This is a genomic window from Streptomyces sp. SID8352 (assembly GCF_009862265.1).
Lineage (GTDB): Bacteria > Actinomycetota > Actinomycetes > Streptomycetales > Streptomycetaceae > Streptomyces.
In genome coordinates, this window is record NZ_WWGX01000078.1 from 33,558 (window position 1) to 57,673 (window position 24,116).

A 24,116-nucleotide genomic window follows, 5' to 3' on the forward strand; every position below is an offset into this window, starting at 1 on the left:
TCACGACGATGCTCCTTTCGTGATCGCGCCCGGATAGTGCTTCCTGAGATTCTTCAGTCCGTCCGCGGCGGCTCTCCGGGCCGCCTCGACGGTGCCGCCGAGGATCTCCGCGATCTCGGCGTACGCCAGTCCCGCCACGTACCGGTAGGCGATGGCCTGGCGCTGCTTGCTGGGCAGTTCCTTCACCACGGACCACAGGCCGGCGGCCTCGGCACCGGTGGCCTCCTGCCCCGCCGGTGCTTCCGGCAGCTCGTCGACCGGCAGGGGATTCCTCTTCGCGGCCCGCAGCACGTCGATCGCCTTGCGGTGCGCGATCGTCACCAGCCACGCCTCCACGTTCGCCGTCTCCGGCAGATCGGGGTAGGCGCGCATGGCGGCCAGGAAGGTCTCCGACCACGCGTCGTCCGCGTCGTGCGGGCCGAGGACGACCCGGCAGACGCGCAGTACGGTCGCGCCGTGCTGCGCCACCACACTCTCGAACGGTTGTTTCATGTCCATCCCATGGAAGACGTGCGAGCGGTGACAAACGTGAGATTCCCGGTCAGAACAACCGTCCGGCGTCACTCGCGGGCGGCTCTTCGAGCTCCAGCAGTGCCTGCTTGCGCTTCAGCCCGCCGGCGTACCCGGTCAGAGCGCCGGTGGAGCCGACGACGCGGTGACACGGGACGAAGACGCACAGCGGGTTCGCGCCCACGGCCTGCCCGACCTTCTGCGCGAGAGAACGGTCCCCGACCTGCTCCGCGATCCGGCCGTAGGTGGTCGTGTGCCCGCGCCGGACGCTCTTCACGATGTCCCAGACGGTGTGCTGGAACGCGTCGCCCTCGGCTGCGAGCGGAAGGTCGAAATCCCTGCGCCGCCCCGCCAGATAGTCGCACAGCTGGCGGACCGCCTCGTTCAGCAGCAAATCCTTCCCGATATCCGCCTCGGGGCCGAACGCCTCCGGCGAAGGCCGACGGACATGGTGCTCGTAGTACAGGCCGCTGATCGCCCCGCCCTTGGCGACGACCGTGATCGGTCCGAGGTACGTCTCGACCATGACGTGTCGAGTACTCATCCGCCTCACCTCTTCTCTCCCCTGGTAGACGGACGCCAACCCCGGAGCGTGAGATGGGCTTTGCGGCCCGGTGGTACGACGGTCACCCCACGCCGGTGACCACCGGCCTCCGGCACGCCGGCCGGCCCGGCGCGGGGCCCCGGGTCTTCGGGGCGGCGGTCGCACCGTGGTCGGGTCCTCGCCCGGGCGCTCGCTCCCCCTCTGCGCGCGGCACCGTCGCCGCGGTTCCCGAGGCGGCGATGACCGCGGTGACGCTGAACATCTCCGGCCCCACCTCGGCACGACGGGTCGCGTCGCGGGAGCTCCGGGCGGGCTCGTCGTCGGCGGCACGGGCCGTCGCCCGGGGCCGCTCGTCGGGACCGTCGCGCCGGTCGGCGCCGTCGCGCTGGTCACGGCCGTCGCGCTGGTCGCGGCGGGGGCGCTCGCGGCCACGCGAAACGGCCTCAGTCAAGACCGCTGCCGCAGCCGGGGAGTGACCCCGGCCTCCTGCCCGAAGTGCTCACCGACGGCACAGCCGTCCGGCCCAGCGCCCGCTGTCCGAGGCACCAGGTCCTGTCGGTCAAGCTGACGTGCTCGTCGTCCGGAAGCCGTAACGGCCGCACTCGCGTCTGCTCCGTCACCCGTTCAGGCGCGCTTCGCAGGCGCACCTTCTTGGGCTCGTGAACGCTGGGCGGCGGTGGGTCTGCCAATCGGGAAGGCCCGTGGAGAAAGTGGGTCGAATCATGGCTGAGCTCGATTATCCCGTTCCGTTTGGTCGCGTGACTCCGCGCCACCTGGGCGTCGACAATATCGCCAGCGGCGAGGTGACCGTTCGAACGAACGGAGCCAGTGAACTCACCAAGGAGCTTGTCCGCTCCCGCGCGGTGGAGGCCGTCGCCAGCACCGTCGCTGGTCTAGACGGTGCACTGGCAAGCAGCTTCGAGTTCGGCCTCGTCATCAAGTGGTGAGGTCGTCGCCTGATACCTTCAGCCCCGAGGGCCCACTCTCGCAGCCCTCGGGGCTGAAGGGTGCACCGGAATTCGAAAGGAACGGCCGTGCCTGAGGATGTTCTCGCCGCAGATCTCCCAGAAGCTACCGCACCGGCCCACAACAGGTTTACGACGGCGATCCTCAAGCTGACCGCGACCTGCAACCTCAACTGCACCTACTGCTACATGTTCAACTTGGCGGACCGCACATACCACCAGGTACCCGCCATGATGTCCGCAGACGTCGCCCGTGCAACGATTTCCAGAATTCGTGACTACGTAGTCGAGACCGGCCTGCCGCAGTTCAGCCTGGCCCTGCACGGCGGGGAGCCGACGCTCTGGCCTCTGAAGGACTTCGAGTTGCTGGCGCGACAGGTCCAGGACCTGCGGGACTCAGGGGTCGAGGTGCCGGTGACCATGCAGACCAACGGGCTGCGCCTGCGGCCTGAGCTGCTCAGACTGCTCGACGCCTACGACATCCGAGTGGGAGTGAGCGTCGACGGGCCGGCGCGCTACAACGACCGGGCCCGGGTGACCCATGGCGGGCGCGGATCGTACGCACGGGTCGCGCGGACGGTCGAAGACCTTCTCACGAAGGGCTACGGGCAGATCCTCAGCGGATTCCTCTGCGTGGCCGACCCGGACATCCCGCCGCAGGAGTTCATGCAGTGGGCGGCGGAGCTCCCGGCCGGAATCGACGTCCTGTGGCCTATCCAGTACCACTACGGGAATCTGCCATGGGCCACCGGGGAACTCGACTCGTACCGACGGAAGCCCCGCTACGGCACCTGGTTCTCCCAGCTGTTCGCGGACTGGCTTCAGCGCGATCCAGTCGTTGATATCCGCCTCTTCGAGCAGAGCGTGGCCGCGCTGCTGGGAAGTCGTCGGCATTTCGACGCCCTGGTGAACGACCGCCTGCCGGCGTTCGTCGTCAACACGGATGGCCGAATCGAACTCAACGACTATGTTCGCTCCTACCGAGATGGCGGGGCGGCCACCCCCTACAACATCCTCAGCGAGGATATTCTGCGACTCGAAGCCGATCGTGAATTCAGGTTCTTCCTGGAACTCGGCAGCCACCTGCCAGTGGAATGCGGCCAGTGTCCCGTCGTGGATCTCTGCGGGGGCGGATTCGTGCCGGGCCGGATGGATGCCGGCCAAGAATTCCCGAGCCGCCGTTCGGTTCTCTGCTACGACCAGTACCACTTCTTCGATTTCGTCCGGCAGTCCACCGGTCCCCTCATCGAGGCTCTCCGCCCGGCCGCTTCCCGGTGAGTTCCTGGCGAGGGAGCGCGCATCCACTGATTCCTCCGCGGTTTCCCCCTGTGAGGTGCGCGGGCCGGGCACCGTCGCCATCCGGGCGGCCAGGTCCAGGTCGAGGCGTCTGTTCATGTCCAGCACCCGGAACCCGTACGCCGCCCTCATCACCCCCCTACACATGGCCGTGACCGTGAACAGATCGCCCAGCACTGTTCACGGAATCCGACCAATGCCGTAGCCGATCGAAGTCCCGCCGCCCCTGCCCGTGACAGCCGGGCCCCCGCCGCCGGCCCGAGTCCAGCGGCAGGGGCCCGTGAGGCGTCCGTCGGTTCGTGTCGGCGCACTGCCGGCCGAGGCGCGCCACAACCGACCCGCGGGCTCGTCGCGGCGCCGGCCGCCGGGGCGCCGACGCGGCGGCCGGGCGTCAGACGGCCACCGGTACGGGCGCCTCCGTCGCGGCCGGGTCCGAATGCGGGTGGTGCCAGAGGCCGCGGGCGGCGAGACGGGGCAGGACGCCCTCGCCGAACCAGTACGCCTCCTCCAGGTGCGGGTAGCCGGACAGGACGAACTCGTCGATGCCCAGGGCGTGGTACTCCTCGATCCGCTCGGCGACCTCCTCGTGGCTGCCGACCAGGGCGGTGCCCGCGCCGCCGCGCACCAGGCCGATCCCCGCCCAGAGGTTGGGATGGATCTCCAGGTCGCCGCGTTCGCCGCCGTGCAGGGCGAGCATGCGCCGCTGCCCCTCCGACTCACTGCGGGCCAGGCCCTCCTGTACCGCCCGCACGGTCGCCGGGTCGAATCCGTCGAGCAGCCGGTGCGCCTCGGCCCAGGCGTCCCGGGCAGTGTCCCGGGTGATGACGTGCAGCCGGATACCGAAGCGCGGGGCACGGCCCAGCGCGGCGGCGGCCTCCCGCACCCGGGCGATCTTCTCCGCGACCTGGGCGGGCGGCTCGCCCCAGGTGAGGTACACGTCGGCGTGCCGGGCGGCGATCTCGCGGGCCAGGGGCGAGGAGCCGCCGAAGTACACCTGCGGCGCCGGCTCGGGCACCCTGGTGAGCCGGGCCTCCTCGACCCGCAGGTGCGTGCCGTCCAGATCGACGGTGCGCCCCTCCCAGAGCCCCCGTACGACGGTGAGGAACTCCCCGGTGCGCCGGTAGCGGTCGTCCTTGTCGAGGAAGTCCCCGAAGGCCCGCTGCTCGCGGCTCTCGCCGCCGGTCACGACGTTGAGCAGCAGCCGCCCGCCGGTGTGCCGCTGGAAGGTGGACGCCATCTGCGCGGCGAGGGTGGGCGAGATGACCCCGGGGCGGAAGGCCACCAGGAACTTCAGCCGCTCGGCGGCCTGCGAGACCATGGCCGTGGTCAGCCAGGCGTCCTCGCACCAGGCACCGGTGGGGGTGAGGGCGCCGACGAAGCCGAGGTCCTCGGCGGCGCGGGCGATCTGGGTCAGATAGCCGACGGTCGGCGGCCGGTGCCGCCCGAAGGACGTGGCCGGGGTGCCGTGTCCGCCGCCGACGACATCGCGGCTGTCGCCGCTCGTGGGCAGGAACCAGTGGAAGGTGAGGGACACCAGGGTCTCCGTTCGGTGCGTGCGCGGACACCGCCGCAGGGGGACGGTCCGGGCGGGATGCGCGAGGTCGTACGGGGGTGCGGACCCGTGGGGGGATCCGGGCTGGACGGGGTCCGGGGCCGGGTGGCCCGGGGCGGGGTCAGCCGGTGGCGGCCAGGACGGGGAGGCTGGCGCCGAGCGCCGCCGAGAACCGGTCGACGACCCCGGCGAGGGCCTCGGCGGCGGCAGGGGCCACGGAGACCGTGCCGTCCTCGTGGGCGGTGATGTCGCGGTCGAGCGTGAACCAGCCCGGCACGACGTGTTCCGCGCCCATGGAGGTGAGCACCGGCCGCAGGGCGTAGTCGATGGCCAGGACATGGGCGGTGGAACCGCCGGTGGCCAGCGGCAGCACGGTCTTGCCGGCCAGGGCGTACTGCGGGAGCAGGTCCAGCAGCGCCTTCAGGACTCCGGAGTAGGACGCCTTGTAGACGGGTGTGCCGACGACGACACCGTCGGCTCGGGCGAACAGTTGGGCGGCCTCGACGATCGCGGGGTGCCGGAAGTCCGCGCCGAGCAGTGCCTCGGCGGGGACGGTGCGGACGTCGAGCGGGATCACCTCGTGGCCCTGGGCGCTCAGCCGGCCGTCGAGGTGGCGCAGCAGCCGGTTGGTGCGGGAGGAGACCGAGGGGCTCCCGGAGACGGACAGGACGATGGCCATGGGTTCTCTTTTCGGGACAGCGGGCCGGCGGAGCGGCCGTGGGCGGGCCGGTCACGGCGCCGCCGGGAACGGCGCGGGACAGCGCGGTACCGGGGACGGCACAGCGGTGTTCGCGGGTTCACGGTGGCGGCACCGGACACGCGGCGCCCCGTCCAGCCGGCACGGAACGGCCGGGGCGGGAAAGGGGGAGGGTGCGCCGCGGGGGACGGGAGGGGTCAGACCGCCGGGCGACAGAAGGCGCTGGAGACACGCGCGAGGTCGACATGGCGTCGCCGCGTGAGGTCCAGTCGCAAGGTCATGCCGTGAATCGTGTCAGCGGCCGGAGCGGAGCGTCAAGGAGATCCCGGCCCGTTCCCGCCCCGCGGACACCGAATTCATACCGGTGTGACAAACGGGCGTGCTCCAGGGGCCGTTGCCCTTCTCTCCCTCCCCCGGCTACACATAAGGGAAAAATAAGAGCAGAATGGACGTAGTCACCGAAGGAGACGACGTCATGGCCAACGTCTCGCACCCCAGAGGGGCCACCCACCCCGCGGGGGACATCACCGCTCACCCCGACGCCTCGGAGATGCGGGCCCGCTACGCCCGTGTGCTCGGAGGCCGCGACGTGGCGCTCATGGACGGGCCGGTGTTCCTGCTCGGCCTCTACTGCGCCGCGTCCCCGTGGATCGTCCACTACACGGCGAGCCAGCCCGCGCTCATGACCCACAACCTGATCATGGGTGTGGCGATCGGCCTGCTGGCGCTCGGGTTCACCCGGGCCCCCGACCGCATGTACGGCCTGAGCTGGGCCATGTGCGCGATGGGCGCGTGGATGATCGTCGCGCCGTGGATCGTCGGGTCCAACCCGGACGCCGGCGTCATCTGGAACAACATCGTCATCGGAGCCCTGGCACTGGTCCTGGGGGCGGCCTGCGCCGTCGCGTCGGCGCGCAGCACGACCAGACAGTAGGGAGCGAGCCGACCGGAAGGAGCCCGCGCGGGCCGGTCCACCTCCCCGGACCGGCCCGCGCGCCTGCCCGCCGGGGGCCACGGAGCGTCCGCCTCCGCCCGCGCATAGGCTGGCCGGAGCCATCGGGGGGCACACCGCGAGGAGGACCGGACACCATGGTCGTGAAGGACACCGAACTGCCGTACCTGCGCCGCTGCGTGGAGCTGGCGGCCCGGGCGCTGGACGCCGGGGACGAGCCGTTCGGCTCGGTGCTGGTGGGCGCGGACGGGACGGTCCTGGCCGAGGACCACAACCGGGTGGCCTCGGGCGACCGCACCCGCCACCCCGAGTTCGACCTGGCCCGCTGGTCCGCCGCCCACATGTCGCCCGAGGAGCGGGCCGGGGCCACGGTGTACACCTCCGGCGAGCACTGCCCGATGTGCTCCGCGGCGCACGCCTGGGTGGGGCTCGGCCGCATCGTCTACGTCGCCTCGTCGGAGCAGCTCGGCGGCTGGCTCGCCGAACTGGGCGTTCCGGCGCCGCCGGTGCGGACACTGGCCGTGCGCGAGGTCGCGCCGGACGTGGCGGTGGACGGCCCGGTCCCGGAGCTGGTCGAGGAGGTCCACGCGCTGCACCGCCGGTTCCACACCGGGCGGTGACGCCGTCGCCGGGTCGCGCGGCGACGGAGCGCGGCGACCCGGCGATACGGAGAGGTCCCCGCGGTGGAGACCGCGGGGACCCATGGGGCCGTGCCGCCGGGGCGCGGCCCTTCACCGTTCCCAGCCCGGGGTTCCCGGAACCGGGGCCCGCCGAGGCGGGCCCCGAGCGGGCCTCCGTCGGCCGGGTGCCCCGGAGCCGGACCCACCCGATCCGGACACCCCCGGGCCGGACGTTCAGCAACCCGAGGCTCCGGGGCCGGACGCTCCGGGGCCGGACGCTCCCGGACCGGGCGTTCCGGGGGCCTGATGTCACCTGGCCCCCGGAACGCCCGGTCAGGCCTCCCGCCCCGGGCGGAAGCGCCGGTAGAGGGCGGCGCCGCCGAGGGCCAGCGCGGTGCTGCCCGCGAGCGCCGTCATCGTCCCGTCCGCACCGGTGTGGGCGAGGGACGCCTCGGTCCCCGGCCCGGCCGACGGCGGGGCCGCGGGCTCCGGAGCCGGCTTCGCCGGGATGTGCGGCCGGGCGGGGGCGGGCGGCTCCGGAGACGGCTCCGGCGTCGGCTCGGTCGGGCGCTCCGGCGGCTCGGGGCGGTCACCGGGGGTGTTCACCGACTGGTTGCCGAACACCGGGTTGCCGACGCCGACCACGTTGACGCTGTTGCCCGTGACGTTGACGGGCACGTCGACGGGGAGCTGCACCCCGTTGCCGGAGATCACTCCCGGGGAGCCGACCGCGGCGCCCTCGGCGGTGGCACCGCCGGAGGTCCCGCTCGACGCGCCGCCGTGGGACCCGGACTCCTCGCCGTAGCCGCCGGAGCCGTGCTGCTCCCCGGGACCGGCCTCGCTCCCGCCCGTGTTGGCACACTTGTTGCCCGCGGCCGGATTGAGGAGCCCGACCACATTGACGGTGTTGCCGCAGACGTTCACCGGGACGTCGACCGGGAGCTGCACCGTGTTCCCGGAGATCACTCCGGGGGAGCCGACCGCGGCGCCGTCGGCCGAGGCCCCGCCGGCCGCGAAGGCCGCGTACGCGGGCAGCGTCACGGCCATCGCACCGGAGGCCGCCACGGCGAGCACACCGTTTCGGGTAACCCTTCGCATGAGGTTCCCTGCCTTCCAGACATGGTCGCGGGCACTCGCCCGCAGCGGGTAAACCCCGGGCGGGCCGTCCGGGTTATGGCCTCATGATCTTTCACCCGTTCGGCCGCCCCCGCCCGAACACCCGCCGTGGCCGCCGCAAGGGCGTGCGATCCGGGCGCCGCGCGGACGGCGGCCGGTGTCGCCGGGGGCACGGGCGGTCCCGCGAGCGGACCCGCGGTTCTCCGCACCGGCGCCCGGAGGCGGTCCCGCCGGGGCCCGCTTAGGGTGGGCGCGGGCGCCGAGCACCGGTCCGCGACGGAGCGTCCGGGAGGCATCGATGCAGGTCAAGACGTTGACTCGGCCCCCTCTCAGGGGCCGCGCGGTCACCGGGGCACTCGGTCTGGCCCTGCTGGGCGCGGGCCTCCCGGCCACCATCGCCGACCCCTCGTCCGACGGACTGTCACGGTTCCACCGGCAGACCGTCCGCTGGTCGCGCTGCGTCGGGGTGGACATGCCGCCCGACCTGGAGTGCGGCAAGGTCACCGTCCCCCTGGACTACGCCCGGCCCGGGGCGGCCACCCTCGACCTCGCGCTCGCCCGCTACCGCGCGACCGGCGGCTCGCGCGGCTCCGTGGTGCTGAACTTCGGCGGTCCCGGCGGCTCGGGCGTCGACGAACTCGCCGCCGGGGGGCAGGAGTTCATGCAGCTCACCAACGGCTACGACGTGGTGTCGTTCGATCCGCGCGGTGTCGGCCGCTCCTCCCCCGTCACCTGCGGGCCCGCCACGGCGGAGATCATGAAGGCCACGGACCCCGACCGGGAGCTGACCGACCCCCGTGCGGCGCTCCGCATCCTGCGCGACGCCTCCGCCCAGTGCGCGGCGCACTCCGGACCCGTGCTGCGCCACATGGGCACGGTCGACGCCGCGCGCGACCTGGACGTGATGCGCCGGGCGCTCGGCGACGACCGGCTCAACTACCTGGGCTTCTCCTACGGAACGCGGCTGGGCGCGGTGTACGCGGCGCGGTTCCCCCGCGCGGTGGGCCGAATGGTGCTGGACGGCGTGGACACGCTGACCGAACCGCCCTCCGCCCAGGGGCTCGCCGGGGCGCGCGGCCAGCAGATCGCGCTGGACCACTTCCTCGACTGGTGCGTGCGGGACGTCGCCTGCCCCTTCGGCCGGGACGCGCGCACCGCCCGCGGCGCCGTGGTGCGGCTCGTCGCCTCGCTGGACGCGGATCCGGTACCGAGCGCCTTCGGGGAACCCTTCTCCGGCCAGGACCTCGTCGGCGCCATCGGACAGGCGCTCTACAGCCGCCAGTTGTGGCCCTCACTGGAACGGGCCCTCGGCCAGCTGCTGGACGACGGCGACACCCGCGGCCTGGAGGGCTTCACCTCCGGCGGCGTCATCTTCCCCGTCCGCGCCGCGCCGCCGCCCGCTCCCCGGGCCGCCGGCGCCGGGCTCACCGACCCGGAGGACGTCCCCCTCGACAACATGCCGTCCGCGCTGATGGCTGTGAACTGCGCGGACGATCCGGACCGCCCCACCACCGGGCAGGTGACCCGGTCCCTCGGGGAGCTGCGCAGACGCTACGAGGAGGCGTCCCCAGTCTTCGGCCGCTACCGGCTCACCCAGGTGCTGATGTGCCACGGCCGCCCCCGGGGCACCGACTACATCCGCGAGCGGGTCAAGCACGTCGACACCCCGAGGATGCTGCTGGTGGGCACGCGGGGTGACCCGGCGACGCCGTACCGCTGGACCGAGGAGACCGCCCGGCGGCTCGGCCCCTCGGCCGTGGTGCTGGACAACCGGGGCGAGGGGCACACCGGCTACGCCTCCTCCAAGTGCGTCCGCCGCAAGGTGGACGACTTCCTGCTGTACGGCTCCCTGCCGTCCGGCGGCAGCTCCTCCTGCGGCCCGGAGCACGACAACCGCTGAACGGTGGCCCCGGTCGGCGCGGGCACCCGGTGCCACGCCCGGGGCGGGGGAGAATTGCCCCGAATGCCGGATGGGTCCCGCCGCTCTATGGTGCTGACATGGAGCACGAGCTGAGTCCCGACACCCTCGCCGAACTGCGGCGCGCCCGCCCGTATCCCGCGGTGTCCGTGCTGACGCCGACCCACCGCCGAGCACCGGACAACGCCCAGGACCCGGTCCGGCTGCGCAACATCGTCGCGGAGGCCAAACGGCAGCTCGAGGACGATCCGGCGGTCACCCGCGACCGGCGCCTCGCCGTCTCCCGGGAGCTGGACCGGGCCCTCGCCGAGGTGGACCTCACGCACGCCGAGGACGGCCTGGTCCTGTTCGCCGCGCCCGGCGAGCACCAGGTGTGGACGCTCGCCCGTTCCGTTCCGGAGCGGGTCGTGCTGTCGGACACCTTCCTGACCCGCAACCTCGTCGCCGCCCAGGCCTCCGAGCGGCCGTTCTGGGTGCTCTCGGTCGCGGCCGACCGCGTCACCCTGTGGAGCGGCGGGGTGGACCGGGTCACCGAGGAGCACCTCAACGGCTTCCCGATGGACCGACCGCCGGAGAACTTCGACCCGGAGCGCCAGGAACGCATCGGGGACTCCCCCAGCACCTTCCAGGACGAGGGCACCCGCCAGTTCCTCCGCGAGGCGGACGCCGCGATGGCGGAGGTGCTGCGCGCCCACCCCCGTCCGCTGTACGTCACCGGTACGCAGGCGGCGCTGGCGCTGATGGAGGAGTCCGGGACCACGCTGCGCGACGCGACGGCCGTGCCGCACGGCGGTCTGGCCAACGGCACCCCGGAGGCCGTGTGGCAGGCGGTCGCCCCGGCCCTCAGCGACGAGGCGCGCGGCGCTGCCGACGAGGTGGCACGGGAGCTGGAGGCGGCGCGCGGGCGCAAGGACTTCGCGGCCGGCGTCGACGAGCTGTGGGAGAACGCCCGCACCGGGCGGGTCCGGCTGCTGGCCGTCGAGGAGAACTACCGGGTGACCGTGCGCGACGACGGCGAGCACCTGGTCCCGGCGGAGAGCGGCGACCTGGACGCCCGGGAGGACATCGTCGACGAGATCGTCGAGCAGTGCCTGGACACCGGGGCCGACGTCCGCTTCGTGCCGGACGGCGCCCTGGGGGACGCCCACGGCATCGCGGGCGTCCTGCGGTACTGATCCCCGGCACCCGACCCGGCCCGCGGCCGTCCGCGAACCACCGTGGGCGCCCGCACCGGCACCGGGGGGACGCCGCTCCCGGAGCGTGCCGTCTGCCGTGACACCCTGATCGCCGTACGCCCCGCCCTCCGGCGGGTGCGCGGCGAGCGGGGCGGGAACGGCGGACGCGATCCGGGTCCACGCGGCGCCAGGACGGTGAGTACCGGCGACTGAAGGTCCTGCCGTACGGCGGCCGACCGGGCCTCCCCGCTGGTGCCGGCACCGCGTGCGCCGCGATGTGTCCTGCCTGCGGACTTCACCTCACCGATGCCGGTCAACAGTTCCGGGCCGAAAGGAGATCGACGCGGCGCGCGGCTGCTCGGTGACGAGCTGACCGCCACGGATCGAAGCCGGAAACAGATTCGCGCTGCCTCAAAGAACGAGCAGGTCGTCCACCGCGCCGCGGAGCCGGCTCGTGATGTCGTCCGCGTGCGCCTCGGTGGCGGGGGTGTGTGCGGCGGTGCGTACCGTACAACGGCCGTCAGTGGCGTGCCGCTGTACCTCCGTGTAGAGAGGGAATGCCGTGGAGTTGCGCAGGAGCCAGTCGCTGCGCTGTCGGACCGGTCCGTCGCGCAGGGGTCGTAGTGGACGGAAGTCGGTGTAGTTGATGACGGCGTGGAAGAGGGGCGCGCCCCGCTGCTGAAGCAACTCGGTCAGGGGTGTCCAGCGGTACCGCATCAGTGTGCGCTCCTGCGCGAAGACATCGGTGATGAGGTCCGCCCAGTTGACGTCGGGGGAGACGGTGACAGTGACCGGAAGAACCCCCAGGAACATGCCGATTGCTCGGGCCCCCTCGTCGTTCTCGATCCGATGGTGGAACGCGAGCCCTGCGGTGGCTTGGTGCTGGTTGGACAGAGTGGCCATGACACGCATGTGCGCGGCCACGAAGAGGGACTTCATGGGCACTGCCAGTCGGTGGGCGAGGTCACGCAAGGTCCTGACCCGTGCGGGATCAAGGGTGAAGGAACTGGCGACGGATCCGGGACCGACGTGGTCGTGCCCGGGGGCGGCGGGCAGGGGACCGGTCTGGATGCGGGCGAGTTGTCCTGCCCAGAAACTGCGGTCGTCCGGGCCGGAGGCGGTCGGACGCTCAGGTGCGGCATGCCACGGAGTGTTGGGCGGATACGGTGCCGCGGGGATCGGCCGACCTTGGACATGGGCGGTGTAGCGGTGGAGGAGTTCGTCGAGGAGCAGGGCGAGGCTCCAGCCGTCGAGGATGGCGTGGTGCACGATCAGAGCGAGTTCCCAGGTCCTGGCGTCGGAGTGGGGAAGGACGTGGCAGTGGGACAAGGGTGGCCGGTAGGGGCCAATCCGACGGGCCCAGCTACGGCGCCAGCGGGTCTCGCACGCGAGCCCTTCGGCCGGGGCCGCGACCGGGGCGTGGACGAAGAGCGGGATCGTCCCGTTGGGCGAGATGTGCTGGAGGGTGCCGGAGGTGGAATGCTCGAAGTGGCTGCGAAGAGCGTCATGGCGGGCGGTGGTCTCGGAGAGGGCCGCCTTCAACGCGGCGTGGTCGGGCCTTCCCGTGAGGATGACGCAGGCAAGGACGCGGTACAGGCCCGGATCAGGGTCGATCTCGCAGTCGTAGAGGATGCCTGCCTGTCCGGAGCTCGCAGGACGTACGACCGGAGTCTCCGCGGGGGTGTCCGCAGGTGCCGCGGTGGGGAGGGGCGGCTGGTGGTTTCCGGCATCAGCGAGGGTGTGCGCGAGGTCCACCAGACGTGGATGCTCGTAGAGCTGGGAGACGGTGACGTGTAAGCCGTTCTCGCGGGCGGCGCCGACGACGCGGATGGCGTGGAGGGAGTCGCCACCGAGGGCGAAGAAGTCGTCCTCGGGGCGGACTCGGGGGACACCGAGCACATGGCGCCAGACGAGCGCGAGCACGCTGACGGCATCGGCGGGAACAGCAGGGTCGGAGGCGGCGGAGTGAGGGACCGCCTCCGGTTCTTGTCGGGCGGCCCCCTTGTCGGCGGCTCTGGCCCAGGGGTCGGGCAGGGCTCTGACGTCGGGCTTTCCCTGCACGGTGAGAGGCAGTCGGTCGACCACGACGACGAGGCGTGGCACCGCATGAGCAGGTAGCGTCCCGGCCAGGGCGGTACGCAACGCCGCGGGGTCGGGGTACGTCCTGGGGGTGGGAAGGGCGTAGGCGACGAGCGCGTCGTCGCCTGCGGCGTCGGGAACGACGGCGACAACCGCCTGGTCGACTCCGGGCAGTGCCACGAGTGCGGCCTCGACCTCGCCGGGTTCCAAACGGAAGCCGCGAAGCTGGATCTGACGGTCCGACCGGCCGACGTACACGAGTTCGTCGCCGTCCCAACGGCACAGGTCCCCGCTGCGGTACATGCGGGCGCCGGGCCGGCCCGACGGGGCGGGAACGAAGCGCGCTGCGGTCAGTTCGGGCCGGCGCAGATAGCCGTCAGCGACGCCGGGCCCGCTGACACACAGCTCGCCGACACTCCCTTCCGGCACGGGGACGAGGTCGGGGCCGAGGACGTGCACCGAGACGCCGGGCAGGGGCACGCCGATGGGGCTGTCGTCGCGTTCTGTGTCCCGGGAGGTGAGGGGGCGGACTGTGGCATGGACGGTGGTCTCGGTGATCCCGTACATGTTCACCAGCCGTGGCGCCGTGTCGGGGTAGCCGCGGTACCACGGGGCGAGGGTGGCGGGACGCAGTGCTTCGCCGCCGAAGACGATCAGGCGCAGGTCGGTAGGTGGATGCCCGGTCTCGGCGGCGCGCCCCATGAGGGACCGGAAGGCGGTGGGGGTCTGGCAGAGGACGGTGATGCGACGGGTGCGGAGCAGGTCCCAGAGGGCCTCGGTGTCGCGTGCGGTGACGGGCGGGATGAGGACGAGGGAGCCGCCGTGGGCGAGCGCGCCCCAGATCTCCCAGACGGAGAAGTCGAAGGAGAAGGAGTGGAAGGCGGCCCATACGTCGTCGGGGCCGAAGCCGAGGAGTGGTCGGGCGCTGTCGAAGAGCTGGGGCAGGTTGCGGTGCGGGACGAGCACTCCCTTGGGCCGACCGGTGGAGCCTGAGGTGTGGATGACGTAGGCGCAGTGATCGGGGTGGGCGGTCCTGGGCCCTTCGGTCCCGGAGCCCTGGTCGGTGTCCGGCGAGACAAGGGCCTCGACGGCGGCGAACCTGACTCCCGTGCCTTTGAGGAGGTCGCGGTGTTCTCGTTCGCCGATGACGAGCGGAAGCTCACAGTCGGCGATCACATGCTCCAGACGCTGCCGCGGGTACTGAGGGTCGAGCGGGACGTATCCCGCGCCGGTCTTGAGGACAGCGATGATCGCGGCGAGGCCCCCAGGGGTGCGGGTGGCGGTGACGCCGACCAACATCCCGGGCCGGATGCCCAGGGACATCAGGCCTTGGGCGATGGCGTTCGCCGATCGGTTCAGGTCGCCGTAGGTGACGGTCCGGTCGGTCGCCACGAGTGCGGTGCGCGACGGCTCGGTCTCAGCCCATCGCTCGAAGCGGCGGTGCACCGGCTCCCATCCGGCGGGACCGGCCGGGATCACTTCACACACTCCGAGAGGAAGAGGTTGAGGCTGGACATGCCGACAGCGGCCACGGTGACGGCGTCGGCGGCGGATTCACCGGCTGCCAGTCCGGCCTCGCCCAGGTCCAGGCAGGAGTTCATGAGCTCGGTCGGGTACTCCTCGAACCGAGCGAAGACGTAGCGCAGTGCCGGTGGTGAGTCCGGCCGGTCGTCGCACGTGCGGACCATGGCCGCGGAGAACTGGTGCCACAGCAGCATTCCGGTCCACAGGCCGATGCCGGAGGACGCGGCGTTCGCGGTGGCACCGAGCCAGAGGAAGTACCAGGGCATGCTGAGTCCCTGCGCGTTCGGAGGAGGCACCCGGTCGAAGGGGGCTCCCTGCTTACGCATCGATTCCTCCGCCTCACGCCAGTACTGACGGGCCCACAGTTTGAGATCGGCCATCGTCCGGTAGGGGCGGGCGTCGGGGTGCCGCGGGAAGCGGGCCACACCGAGTGAGTAGCCGGTCACCTGGGGATCCAGCGAGAGGTCGATCCAGCGGACGAGTGTCGCCCAGTGCAGGGGGGTGTCCCTACGGGCCGCGAGGACACGGCACAGATCGTTGCGGGTTCCGTCCGGTGGTTCCGGCAGCTGAGCGATGACGGCAGCGCACAGGGGGTGCTCGCGCAGGTGGTGATCAAGGCTCACAGTGTCGGTCACGAAGGTCACTCCTGTCTGCTCGGTTCGTGCGAAGAAGGTAGAGCCCGAACTGTGCGGAGGGCGCGAGGGCGTTCCAAAGGGTGGAACGGGAAGTGGATTTCGGTCTGGAGCACCCGCACCATGCGGTAAAGGCGTAGAGGAGCAGAAAGGGGGATCAAACCCCGGAACCGACGGCCCGTCTGCCTTCACGTCAATCCGGGTCCGTGACTCCTCCGCGCAGCACAGCGGAGGGAAGCGCCGCAGTGGCAAGCCGCTCCACACGAACGAAGCCGGTCTCGCCGCGCCGACGGTGCGTCCCGTCCCGATCAGCGGTCGCCCGGACGGCTGCGCCGACTCGTTCATGCTCAGCCAGTCGCATCGGGACAGCGAAGCCCCCCGAAATGATCCCGAAAGAGAACCGGCATGCCATTCAGCCCACCCTCGGCGGACAGCTCACCGGCGAACTCCGCCTTCCCGGCGGCCCGCACCGTGCACGCCATGGTCGAGGCCCAAACCCGTCGTTCTCCCCGCGCCATCGCGCTCCGCTCGTTGGACGGGCAGAGCGTCACCTACTCCGCACTGATGCACCGGGCTCACCTCACCGCCGGCATGCTGCGTGCCCGTGGTGTCACGCCGGGGGCACGCGTCGGCGTCATGATGCACCGCACCCCGGACCTCGTGCCCACGCTGCTCGCGGTCCTCCTGGCCGACGCCGCCTATGTGCCGCTGGAGCCGTCCTGGCCCGCGGACAGGGTGCACACGATCACCACGTACGCGTCCCTGAGCCTGGTGGTGCACAGTGACGAGCCCCCGGCTCTTCCAGCCGGGGTCGCGACGGTCCGTGTCTCCGGGAACGAGGCCGAGATCCCCACGTCGTCGTCCTCCGGAACGGACGGCGACACCGACGGAGTCGCGTACGTGATGCACACGTCGGGATCCACCGGCCGACCCAAGGGAGTCGTCGTCGGCCACGACGCGGTGACCGCCTTCCTGCGCGCCCTCTCCGACGCGCTCCCCCTCGATGACAGTGACCGTGTTCTTGTTCGGACGTCCTTCGCCTTCGACGTCTCCGTCATGGAGATGTTCTGGCCCCTCGTCAGTGGTGCCAGTCTGGTCTTCCCTCACCCCCAAGGCCATCACGATCCCGCGCACCTCGCCGAGGTCGTCGCCGGGCACGGTGTCACCGCGGCGACCTTCGTCCCCACCCAGCTCAACGCCTTCCTCGCCACTCCCCTCGCCGTCACCTGCCGGCGTCTGCGGCGCCTCGTCTCCATAGGCGAAGTGCTCCAGCCTTCCACCGTCGCTGCGGTCCGGCGAACCCTTCCGCAGGTCGAACTCTTCAATGTCTACGGCCCCACCGAGGCCGCAGTGGCCACGTTGCTGCACCACTGTCGGCCTGAGGACGCAACAGGGACCCGAGTACCGATCGGACGCCCTCTGAGACACACAGGCGCCCACATCGTCGACCCCGATACGCTGCGCCCGGTCCCGCCGGGCACCCTCGGCGAACTCGTTCTCAGCGGGCCGCAGATCGCCCGCGGCTACCTCGGACAGCCCGACCTGACGGCACGTCAGTTCATTGCGGACACCTACTCCCGCAATCCCACCGAAGGCTCCGCCCCGGTCGCGTACCGCACCGGCGACACGGTCACCGAGCTCCCGAGCGGCGAGATCGACTACATCGGGCGCGAAGACCGGCAGGTCAAGGTCCGCGGCCACCGCGTCGAACTGGGCGACATCGAGCACGCCCTCCTCGCCCTGCCCCAGATCTCGGACGCCCACGCCGAGCTGTGCGGCCTGTCTCCCGACGGCCCTGCGAGGCTCGCCGCATGGGTCGTACCCGCGCCAGGTGCCACGCCGAGCGGCCGGAAGTTACGCCGCGCACTGCTGCGCGTCCTGCCCGCGGTCATGGTCCCGGACGCGATCACCGTCCTGGACACACTGCCCACCCTCACCAGCGGCAAGCTCGACCGCCGCCGCCTCCCCAGCCCGTTCCCGGCGGCCGACCGGAGCGCCTGCCTGCGCCTGGTCAGGGAGGTCTGGACAGACCTGCTCGGACACGCCGACTTCACCGACGAGACCACCTTCTTCGACGCCGGCGGCAATTCCTTGCTCCTGCTGCCCATGCAGCGCCGCCTGACCCGGGCAGGCCACGAAGTCCGTGTCCTCGATCTCCTCGACCACCCCACCGCGGTGCTCCTCTCCGCCTACCTCTCCCACCTCTCACCGGAGCGTGAAGGATGAACCTCCCCGCAGCCGAAGCTCCGCACGGCAGCACCGTCGCCATCGTGGGCATGGCCGGACGATTCCCCGGTGCAGCCGACCCATCGCAGCTGTGGGACATCTCCCTCAACGGCCGCGACGTCATCACTCGCCGCCCCGCGACCGAAATCCCATCCCGCGGAAGCTCCCGCCACATCGCCGCTGCCGGTGTCCTGCCCGGCATCGACGCCTTCGACGCCGGGTTCTTCAGCATCTCGGCCCACGAAGCTGACCGGATTGACCCTCAGCAGCGTCTGCTCCTGGAGTGCGCCTGGGAAACCCTCGTCGACGCCGGATGTGTGCCCGGCCGCTTCAACGGCGCGATCGGCGTCTTCGCCGGCGTCGGCACTGTCGGCTACGGCACCGACGAGACGTCCGCCACCGGCTCCGGAGCCGGTGGCCAGTCGCGGCTCCTCGCCGTCGGCAGGGACTTCGCCGCCACGCGCATCGCCCATCGCTTGGACCTGCACGGCCCTGCTCTCACCGTGCAGACCGCCTGCTCCACGTCCCTCGTCGCCGTCCACCTCGGTGTGCAGAGTCTCCTCGCCGGGGACAGCGACGCCGTCCTCGCCGGAGCGGCCGCCATCCGCCTCCCTCACCACGACGGATACGTGTACCAGCCCGGCGGCATCTTTGCAGCGGACGGCCGCTGCCGCCCATTCAGCGCCGATGCCCAAGGCACCGTACCCGGCAGCGGCGTCGCCATGGTCCTGCTCAAGCGGCTCGCCGACGCCGTCACCCACGGCGACCACATCTACGCTGTGATCAAAGGGAGCGCCGTCAACAACGACGGCCGGGCCAAGCAGTCCTTCAGCGCCCCCTCCGTCGCGGGCCAACTCGACGTGATCACCACGGCCCACCGGCGCGCCGGCGTCGACCCCGCGACCGTCGGCTATATGGAAGCCCATGGCACCGCCACCCCCCTGGGTGACGAGATCGAGTTCGACGCTCTCGGCCGCGCCTTCCGTATCGCGCCGCCAGGCGCCTGCGCACTGGGCTCGGTGAAGGCCAACGTCGGACATCTCGACGTCGCCGCAGGAGTCACCGGCCTGATCAAGGCCGCCCTCGTCCTGCGCCACGGGCGTATCCCGCCCGCCCTGTACTGTGAAACGCCGCATCCTGCGCTCCGCCTCAAGGACAGCCCCTTCCGGCTGCCCATGACCGCCGAACCCTGGCCCGCCTCGGACACCCCGCGTAGGGCCGCGGTCAGTTCCTTCGGCGTAGGTGGCACCAACGCGCACGTTGTCCTAGAAGAAGCACCACCGTCCGTCGCACCTCCGCGCACCAGGCGCTGCCACCTCTTGCTGTTGTCGGAACGCAGCCCGGCCGCGCTGCGGGCCACGGCCGGCGCGCTCGCCACCCGCCTTCCCGAAGCCCCGTTGGCCGCCGTGTCCAGCACGCTGGTCTCCGGACGGGCCTTCCACTCCCACCGCTGGAGCCACGTTGCCGTCAACGCCCGGTCCGCGCGGGAAGCCCTGCTGCACCTGGCCGATCACCTCACCGGGGAGAGCGGGAAGTCCATGGCCGAGGCCCGCCCCGTTCTGGTGCTCCCCCACAGCGCGCGGCTGAGCGTGCACCAGTTGCGGGAACTCGCACACGAGGAGCTTCCATACGCCGACCAGTTACGTCAACTGACAGCCGAGCTGGACGGCACACCGCGAGAGAACTCCTGCCACGCGACCGTCAAGTCGCTCGCCAGCCTCCTGCCCGGGGCACCTGTGACCACCGTCAGCGACCGACTCCTGTCACCAACCGCTTCGTTTGCCGCGACACTTGCCCTTGCCCGCCTGCTCCTGTGTTGGGGCGTGGCCCCGGCTCGTGTCTCGGGAACCGGCTCCGGAGCGATTGCCGCGGTGTGCGTTGCGGGGGTTCTCACCGTGCGGGAGGCGGTACTGCTCGCTGAAGCCCGCGACACGGAGGCCATCAGAAGGACGGTCGCGGGCTTCGAGCCGAGGACGCCGCACCTGCCGTGCCGGTCCGATCTCACGGGAGCCGATCTCACCGCGGCACAAGCCGCTGATCCGGACTACTGGGTCACCCGCCGCACCGCGGTCACGCGCGGGACCTCCTGGCTGTTGCCCGACCACGACGGTCCGCGCCTCCTCCTGGGTGCCCCGGACTCCGCTGGAACCGGCCGCTCCGACACGACCACCCCGGACAATGCCGACCGAGGTCAGCTACTGCCCTGTCTGGCCGAGCCCGACGACCGCCGCGGGCACTCCTGGCACCTCCTTGCCACGATGGGACGCGCCTGGGAGGAGGGAGTCCCGATCGACCCGGAAGCTCTCGACCCAAAACCGCATCGGCACATACCGCTGCCGTCCCGGCCTTTCGAACGCCGCCGGCACTGGACGGATCCCGTCCCATCGGCCATTCTCTCAGAAACCACGAAGCCTGTTCAGGACTACCCCGCCAGGACACAGCCTCCGAGGCCGGCGGCTTCGGTCGGGCCGTCGCGTCCGCACGGCGACAACCACCTCAATCAGCGGCCGGCCCCCGAGTCCTCAACAGACGGGCTGCACGCCATCCTGCGACAGATCACCGCCTCGTGGGCCGAGGCCCTCGGCTTGGCCGACGTCGCACCGGACGACGACTTCACCGAACTCGGAGGCGACTCCCTGCTTGCCCTGGAAGTGTCCGAGACACTCGGCCGTGCCCTGGACCAGGTCCTCACCCCCGAGTTGCTGCTCAACCACCCCACCCCGCGTGGCCTCGCGGAGAGGCTCCTCCCCGTCGTGCCCCACCGGTCCGACTCCCTGACGGCACCCGCACCCGCACCCAGCCTCACACTTCTCGCCACGCGTCGCCCGGCACCCCCCGCCGGGACGGCGGGAACCACACCCCTCTTCCTCGTCCATCCCGTCGGCGGCAGTGCCCTCGTCTACCGGGACCTGGCCGAGGCCCTGGCCCCCGACGTGCCCGTGTACGGCTTCACCGCGCCAGGACTCTTCGCCCCTGGGGACGAACCGCTCACCGATCTGGCCGTCATGGCTCGGATGTATGCCGAGGAACTGCTCACCACCTGCCCCTCCGGACCGTTCTGGGTCGGGGGCTCTTCCTACGGCGGTGTCGTGGCCCACGAGATGGCCAGGCTGCTGGATCTCCGGCAGCGCCCTCCGGGCGGCACTCTCCTCCTCGACTCCCCCTGGCCACCCTGGGTCAGCCAGGAGGAAGCCTCCGCAGCCGCACAGTCCGAACAGGTCCGCACGCTGCCTGAGCCATTGCAGGGCAGGGTCCTGCGGGCCCGTCTGGCCCACACCGCCGCCCTGCGCGCCTACACCCCCGCGCCCCGCAGCGGACCGACCGTGTACGTCTCCGCCGCAACCGGACGAACGAAGGACGGACCGAGGGCACCCGAAGAAGGATGGGCGTCGGTGATTCCGAACCTGGTGGTCGAGACTTCTCCCGGGGGTCACGAGTCGATGCTGGTAGAACCGCACTCCTCTGCCCTCGCCCGCTGCCTCAACCGCTACTTGCGACCCTGCAATCCACACTGAGGCGAGCATCATTCGGAAGGTCGGCTCGCGCATTCCGACCGGAGGGAGAAGTTTCTGGAACAAGCCCTTCGGAATGAGGACCAAGACGGCACAACGAAGGAAAGAATGGCGATTCGCTGTGGCTGACATGAAGGGAACCCGGAGCCTGGAGAAGGCGGTCAACATCTTGCACATCGTCTCCGAAGTCGGCCCCGTCAGCATCAGCGATCTCAGCCGAAGGGCGGAGATGCCGAAGACCACGGTTCACCGGATCATCAGCTGCCTGCACGAAGAAGGAATCCTTCAAAGAACGCCGAGCGGGTACGATATCGCCCCGTTCCAGAGTCGAGAGAAAGCACTCTCCGACATCGTGCGGGACACGGCCACCCCACACCTCTTGGAGTTCTATATCGCCACCACCATCCCGATCGGTCTCGCGATACAGAAATCCGGAACGACCCGCTTCCTGAATCTCCTCTACACTGCACGCCAACGCACCGCCGCGCAGGAGTTCACTGAATCCGGGGCCCCGGTCGCAGAGGCGACGAAAAGCATCCTCGAATCGCATGGGCACTTCACCCGGGGAGGAGCGGGAAGCGTTTCCGGCAAATCCTCCCTGCCGATAGTGCAACGAGGGGTCGCTCGCGTTCGAGGAATCCGGGGTACGGGAATCGCCGTGCCGGTCGTGATTGCCCGCCACCAACTCGTGGCGTCGGTCAGTGTCACCGTGCCCCTGGCACAGCACGCCAGTGACGACCGCATCGAACACCTGCTGCGCGTCACCTCGCACAATGTCCGACACGCCCTGACCGAGCCGCATTCCCCTGTCGCTCGGAAACAGTGCGGCTTCTGGGTCGTCGGCGGAGTTTCACCACCTGGATGGTCACCGACCGGGCCGAAGCCGAGCGGTCCGCCCTCAGGGCCCGGCGATCCTGATCGACGGCCGTGACCTATTCGCGAGCCCGGCGCCGCACCCTCGCTCTCGGGCCGGGCCCCGCAGGGGGCCGTGGCCCTCGCACCCTAGGAGACGATCCAGCAGGTCACTGCCGAGCGGGGCCTGCGAGCCTGAACCCACAACGCTTCAGAACACCGCAACTCTCCGCGAGAACCCAGGGCGAATGCGCCGGCCCACCCGCCACTGCCCGAGCGCCCGCGCACGTCTCCGGACACCTCACGTACTGCTCCACCGCTTCCGCACGGGCGCGAGCGTCCTCCCGCCGCACCGCGCGCCAACTCCCGTACTCAAAAGACTACTTCGGATCGGCCCGCCGCCTCCGCGCAGCCGCCCGGCGCCCTCCGGGAGGACCCTGGCACATGCTGGAGGCACCATCGCGCCCGGTGTCATCAAACGCCTCCCGGGGCACCCCGGGCTGTGCGATCGTCGGATCGGTCCCTCCGCAGGCCCCGGCTCCCCACGGGGTCGTACCCGTCTGCACACCGGAGCGCGTCATGCCGTCGCCCCTCTCCGCGGGCCGCCCCGCCACGTCGTCGCCGCACGGAGCGCTGGACGCGTTGATCCTGCGGACCCGGCGGCTGCGCGGCGACGTGGACGCGGCGCGGCACGCCGCCCCGGACGGCGCCGCGCACCCGCCCGGCGCCCGGCACGCCCTGTACGCCGTGGCGCTGCGTCACCTCGACGCCGCCGAGCGGAGCCTGGCCGATCTGCGGGGCCTCCCTGCGGCCGGGGAGCCGTCGGGGCCGCCCGGCCGGGCGGGCAGTGCGGAGTGGGACCTGCTGACGGGCCGGGCCGAGTGGTCGGCCGGGCTGTTCCGGATACTCGGGCGCGATCCGGACTCCGCCCCGCTCGGCCTCGACTCCCTGCCCTCGGTGGTGCTGCCCGAGGACCGGCCCGCCCTCACCGAGATGGTCACCGACTGTCTCGTCGACGCCCGGCCCGTCGACGGGGAGTTCCGGGTGCGGCGGCCCGACGGCACCGTACAGCCCGTGCACATGCTGGGCGGTCCCGTGCCGGGCCCCGACGGCGGCACCGCCTCGATGTGGGCGGTGCTGCGCGAGACCGGCGCGCCCCTCCATGGCCCGCGCGCACGGCACACCCCGAGCAGGTCGGCGGCCCCCGGTGGGCGGGACGACGCCGGTGCCGCGGCGCCGCCGTGGCGCGGGCCGCTGCGGTTCCCCCGCCGGGGGCGGCCGGGCCTGGACCTCGCCGGGGGCGGCCCGACCTCCGCCGACGGCGGACCCGGCGCCGTCGGCTGGTACGACGCGTGCGCCCTGGGCGGCGACGGCACCCTGCTCACCGTCGGCGTCCTCGCCGCGACCGCGCCGGGGACGGCGAGCGCGCCGGTGGCCGCCACCGCCCCCGAGGAGCGCACCGGCACCGGCGGCACCAGCGCCTTCCAGGGCACCGCGGCACTGCTCGGCGCCCTGCGCGGGCTGGCACTGGCCGGTGTCGGGCCCCGGGAGCTGCCGGACCGGCTGGCCCTGTTCCTGTCGGACACCGCGCTGCCCGCCCCGGCCGGCACCGTCTGCTGCGGCTACCGCCCCGGCGCCCGCGCCCTCACCTGGGCGCACCCCGGGGGCCCCGCCCCGCTCCTCTTCCGGGACGGGGCGGCCCGGGTCCTGGACGGCCCGGGGCACACGGCGGTGCTCGCACCGGGTGACCTGCTGGTCCTGCGCACCACCACGGCGGGGCCGGACCGCGGCCGCCTCCCGGCGCTCGCCGCGCGTCTATCCGGGGCCCGCACCGCCGGGGAGGCGCTGCGGAGGCTCACCGGGGTCCCGGGTGGACCCGTGGCGTCCCGCCCGGAGGCGGGCGGGTGGACCCTGGTGGCCCGGGTGACGGAATAGCCGCGGGACAT

At 71.9% G+C, this 24,116-nt stretch carries 17 protein-coding genes; 10 read left to right on the plus strand and 7 right to left on the minus strand.

The genetic code is table 11. The annotated features are described in order from the left end of the window. Both GTY84_RS23925 and GTY84_RS23930 read right to left on the minus strand, forming a co-directional pair. Positions 1 to 492 carry a sigma-70 family RNA polymerase sigma factor gene (locus GTY84_RS23925; RefSeq protein WP_161228446.1) on the minus strand — a complete coding sequence of 164 codons (492 nt, stop codon included), beginning with the start codon at positions 490 to 492 and terminating at the stop codon, positions 1 to 3. A gap of 49 nt (positions 493 to 541) precedes the next feature. Beyond that, positions 542 to 1,054 (minus strand): methylated-DNA--[protein]-cysteine S-methyltransferase, encoded by a 513-nt coding sequence (locus GTY84_RS23930; protein WP_161228447.1) that lies wholly within the window; start codon positions 1,052 to 1,054, stop codon positions 542 to 544. A gap of 722 nt (positions 1,055 to 1,776) precedes the next feature. On the opposite strand from GTY84_RS23930, the gene GTY84_RS23935 reads away from it, so the two are divergent. Next, positions 1,777 to 2,001: a hypothetical protein gene (locus GTY84_RS23935; RefSeq protein ID WP_161228448.1), complete on the plus strand. Its 225-nt coding sequence runs from the start codon at positions 1,777 to 1,779 to the stop codon at positions 1,999 to 2,001. Between the two features lie 87 nt (positions 2,002 to 2,088). Next, positions 2,089 to 3,297, plus strand: coding sequence for a radical SAM protein (locus GTY84_RS23940; protein WP_161228449.1), 1,209 nt, complete (start codon positions 2,089 to 2,091; stop codon positions 3,295 to 3,297). Between the two features lie 409 nt (positions 3,298 to 3,706). On the opposite strand, the gene GTY84_RS23945 is transcribed toward GTY84_RS23940, so the two are convergent. Together GTY84_RS23945 and ssuE are read right to left on the minus strand one after the other, a co-directional pair. Continuing rightward, entirely contained in the window at positions 3,707 to 4,849 is a 1,143-nt protein-coding gene (locus GTY84_RS23945) for an LLM class flavin-dependent oxidoreductase (RefSeq protein ID WP_161228450.1), read from the minus strand. Positions 4,850 to 4,988: 139 nt separating this feature from the next. Beyond that, positions 4,989 to 5,546: an NADPH-dependent FMN reductase gene (gene ssuE / locus GTY84_RS23950; RefSeq protein ID WP_161228451.1), complete on the minus strand. Its 558-nt coding sequence runs from the start codon at positions 5,544 to 5,546 to the stop codon at positions 4,989 to 4,991. Between the two features lie 493 nt (positions 5,547 to 6,039). On the opposite strand from ssuE, the gene GTY84_RS23955 reads away from it, so the two are divergent. Both GTY84_RS23955 and GTY84_RS23960 read left to right on the plus strand, forming a co-directional pair. Then, a complete protein-coding gene (locus GTY84_RS23955; RefSeq protein ID WP_161228519.1) occupies positions 6,040 to 6,498 on the plus strand; it encodes an SPW repeat protein in 459 nt (152 codons plus the stop codon). Between the two features lie 155 nt (positions 6,499 to 6,653). Continuing rightward, complete coding sequence (locus GTY84_RS23960) at positions 6,654 to 7,136, plus strand: nucleoside deaminase (protein WP_161228452.1); 483 nt, start codon at positions 6,654 to 6,656, stop codon at positions 7,134 to 7,136. Positions 7,137 to 7,469: 333 nt separating this feature from the next. Here the strand turns inward: GTY84_RS23960 and GTY84_RS23965 are convergent, their stop codons facing one another. Then, positions 7,470 to 8,234: a chaplin gene (locus tag GTY84_RS23965; RefSeq protein ID WP_202551663.1), complete on the minus strand. Its 765-nt coding sequence runs from the start codon at positions 8,232 to 8,234 to the stop codon at positions 7,470 to 7,472. Positions 8,235 to 8,550: 316 nt separating this feature from the next. On the opposite strand from GTY84_RS23965, the gene GTY84_RS23970 reads away from it, so the two are divergent. Beyond that, on the plus strand, positions 8,551 to 10,152 hold the full coding sequence (locus GTY84_RS23970; protein ID WP_161228454.1) for an alpha/beta hydrolase: 1,602 nt from the start codon (positions 8,551 to 8,553) through the stop codon (positions 10,150 to 10,152). A 98-nt stretch (positions 10,153 to 10,250) separates the two neighbouring features. Next, complete coding sequence (locus GTY84_RS23975) at positions 10,251 to 11,345, plus strand: chemotaxis protein (protein ID WP_161228455.1); 1,095 nt, start codon at positions 10,251 to 10,253, stop codon at positions 11,343 to 11,345. A 411-nt stretch (positions 11,346 to 11,756) separates the two neighbouring features. Here the strand turns inward: GTY84_RS23975 and GTY84_RS35050 are convergent, their stop codons facing one another. Next, on the minus strand, positions 11,757 to 14,912 hold the full coding sequence (locus GTY84_RS35050; protein WP_161228456.1) for an amino acid adenylation domain-containing protein: 3,156 nt from the start codon (positions 14,910 to 14,912) through the stop codon (positions 11,757 to 11,759). After that, a complete protein-coding gene (locus tag GTY84_RS23985) occupies positions 14,900 to 15,583 on the minus strand; it encodes a hypothetical protein (RefSeq protein ID WP_161228457.1) in 684 nt (227 codons plus the stop codon). The genes GTY84_RS35050 and GTY84_RS23985 overlap by 13 nt, the downstream gene beginning before the upstream one ends. 402 nt (positions 15,584 to 15,985) lie before the next feature. Between GTY84_RS23985 and GTY84_RS23990 the strand changes: the two genes are divergently transcribed. The 4 genes from GTY84_RS23990 (at position 15,986) to GTY84_RS24005 (ending at position 24,105) form a co-directional block, all read left to right on the plus strand. Then, positions 15,986 to 17,806 carry a non-ribosomal peptide synthetase gene (locus GTY84_RS23990; protein ID WP_161228458.1) on the plus strand — a complete coding sequence of 607 codons (1,821 nt, stop codon included), beginning with the start codon at positions 15,986 to 15,988 and terminating at the stop codon, positions 17,804 to 17,806. Beyond that, the gene (locus GTY84_RS23995) at positions 17,803 to 21,321 is read left to right on the plus strand and encodes a beta-ketoacyl synthase N-terminal-like domain-containing protein (RefSeq protein WP_161228459.1); all 3,519 of its coding nucleotides are present in this window, start codon (positions 17,803 to 17,805) and stop codon (positions 21,319 to 21,321) included. Before GTY84_RS23990 ends, GTY84_RS23995 begins: the two co-directional genes overlap by 4 nt. 127 nt (positions 21,322 to 21,448) lie before the next feature. Continuing rightward, on the plus strand, positions 21,449 to 22,249 hold the full coding sequence (locus GTY84_RS24000) for a helix-turn-helix domain-containing protein (RefSeq protein ID WP_237532621.1): 801 nt from the start codon (positions 21,449 to 21,451) through the stop codon (positions 22,247 to 22,249). Between the two features lie 500 nt (positions 22,250 to 22,749). After that, a complete protein-coding gene (locus tag GTY84_RS24005) occupies positions 22,750 to 24,105 on the plus strand; it encodes a PAS domain-containing protein (protein ID WP_161228461.1) in 1,356 nt (451 codons plus the stop codon). Positions 24,106 to 24,116: the final 11 nt, after the last annotated feature.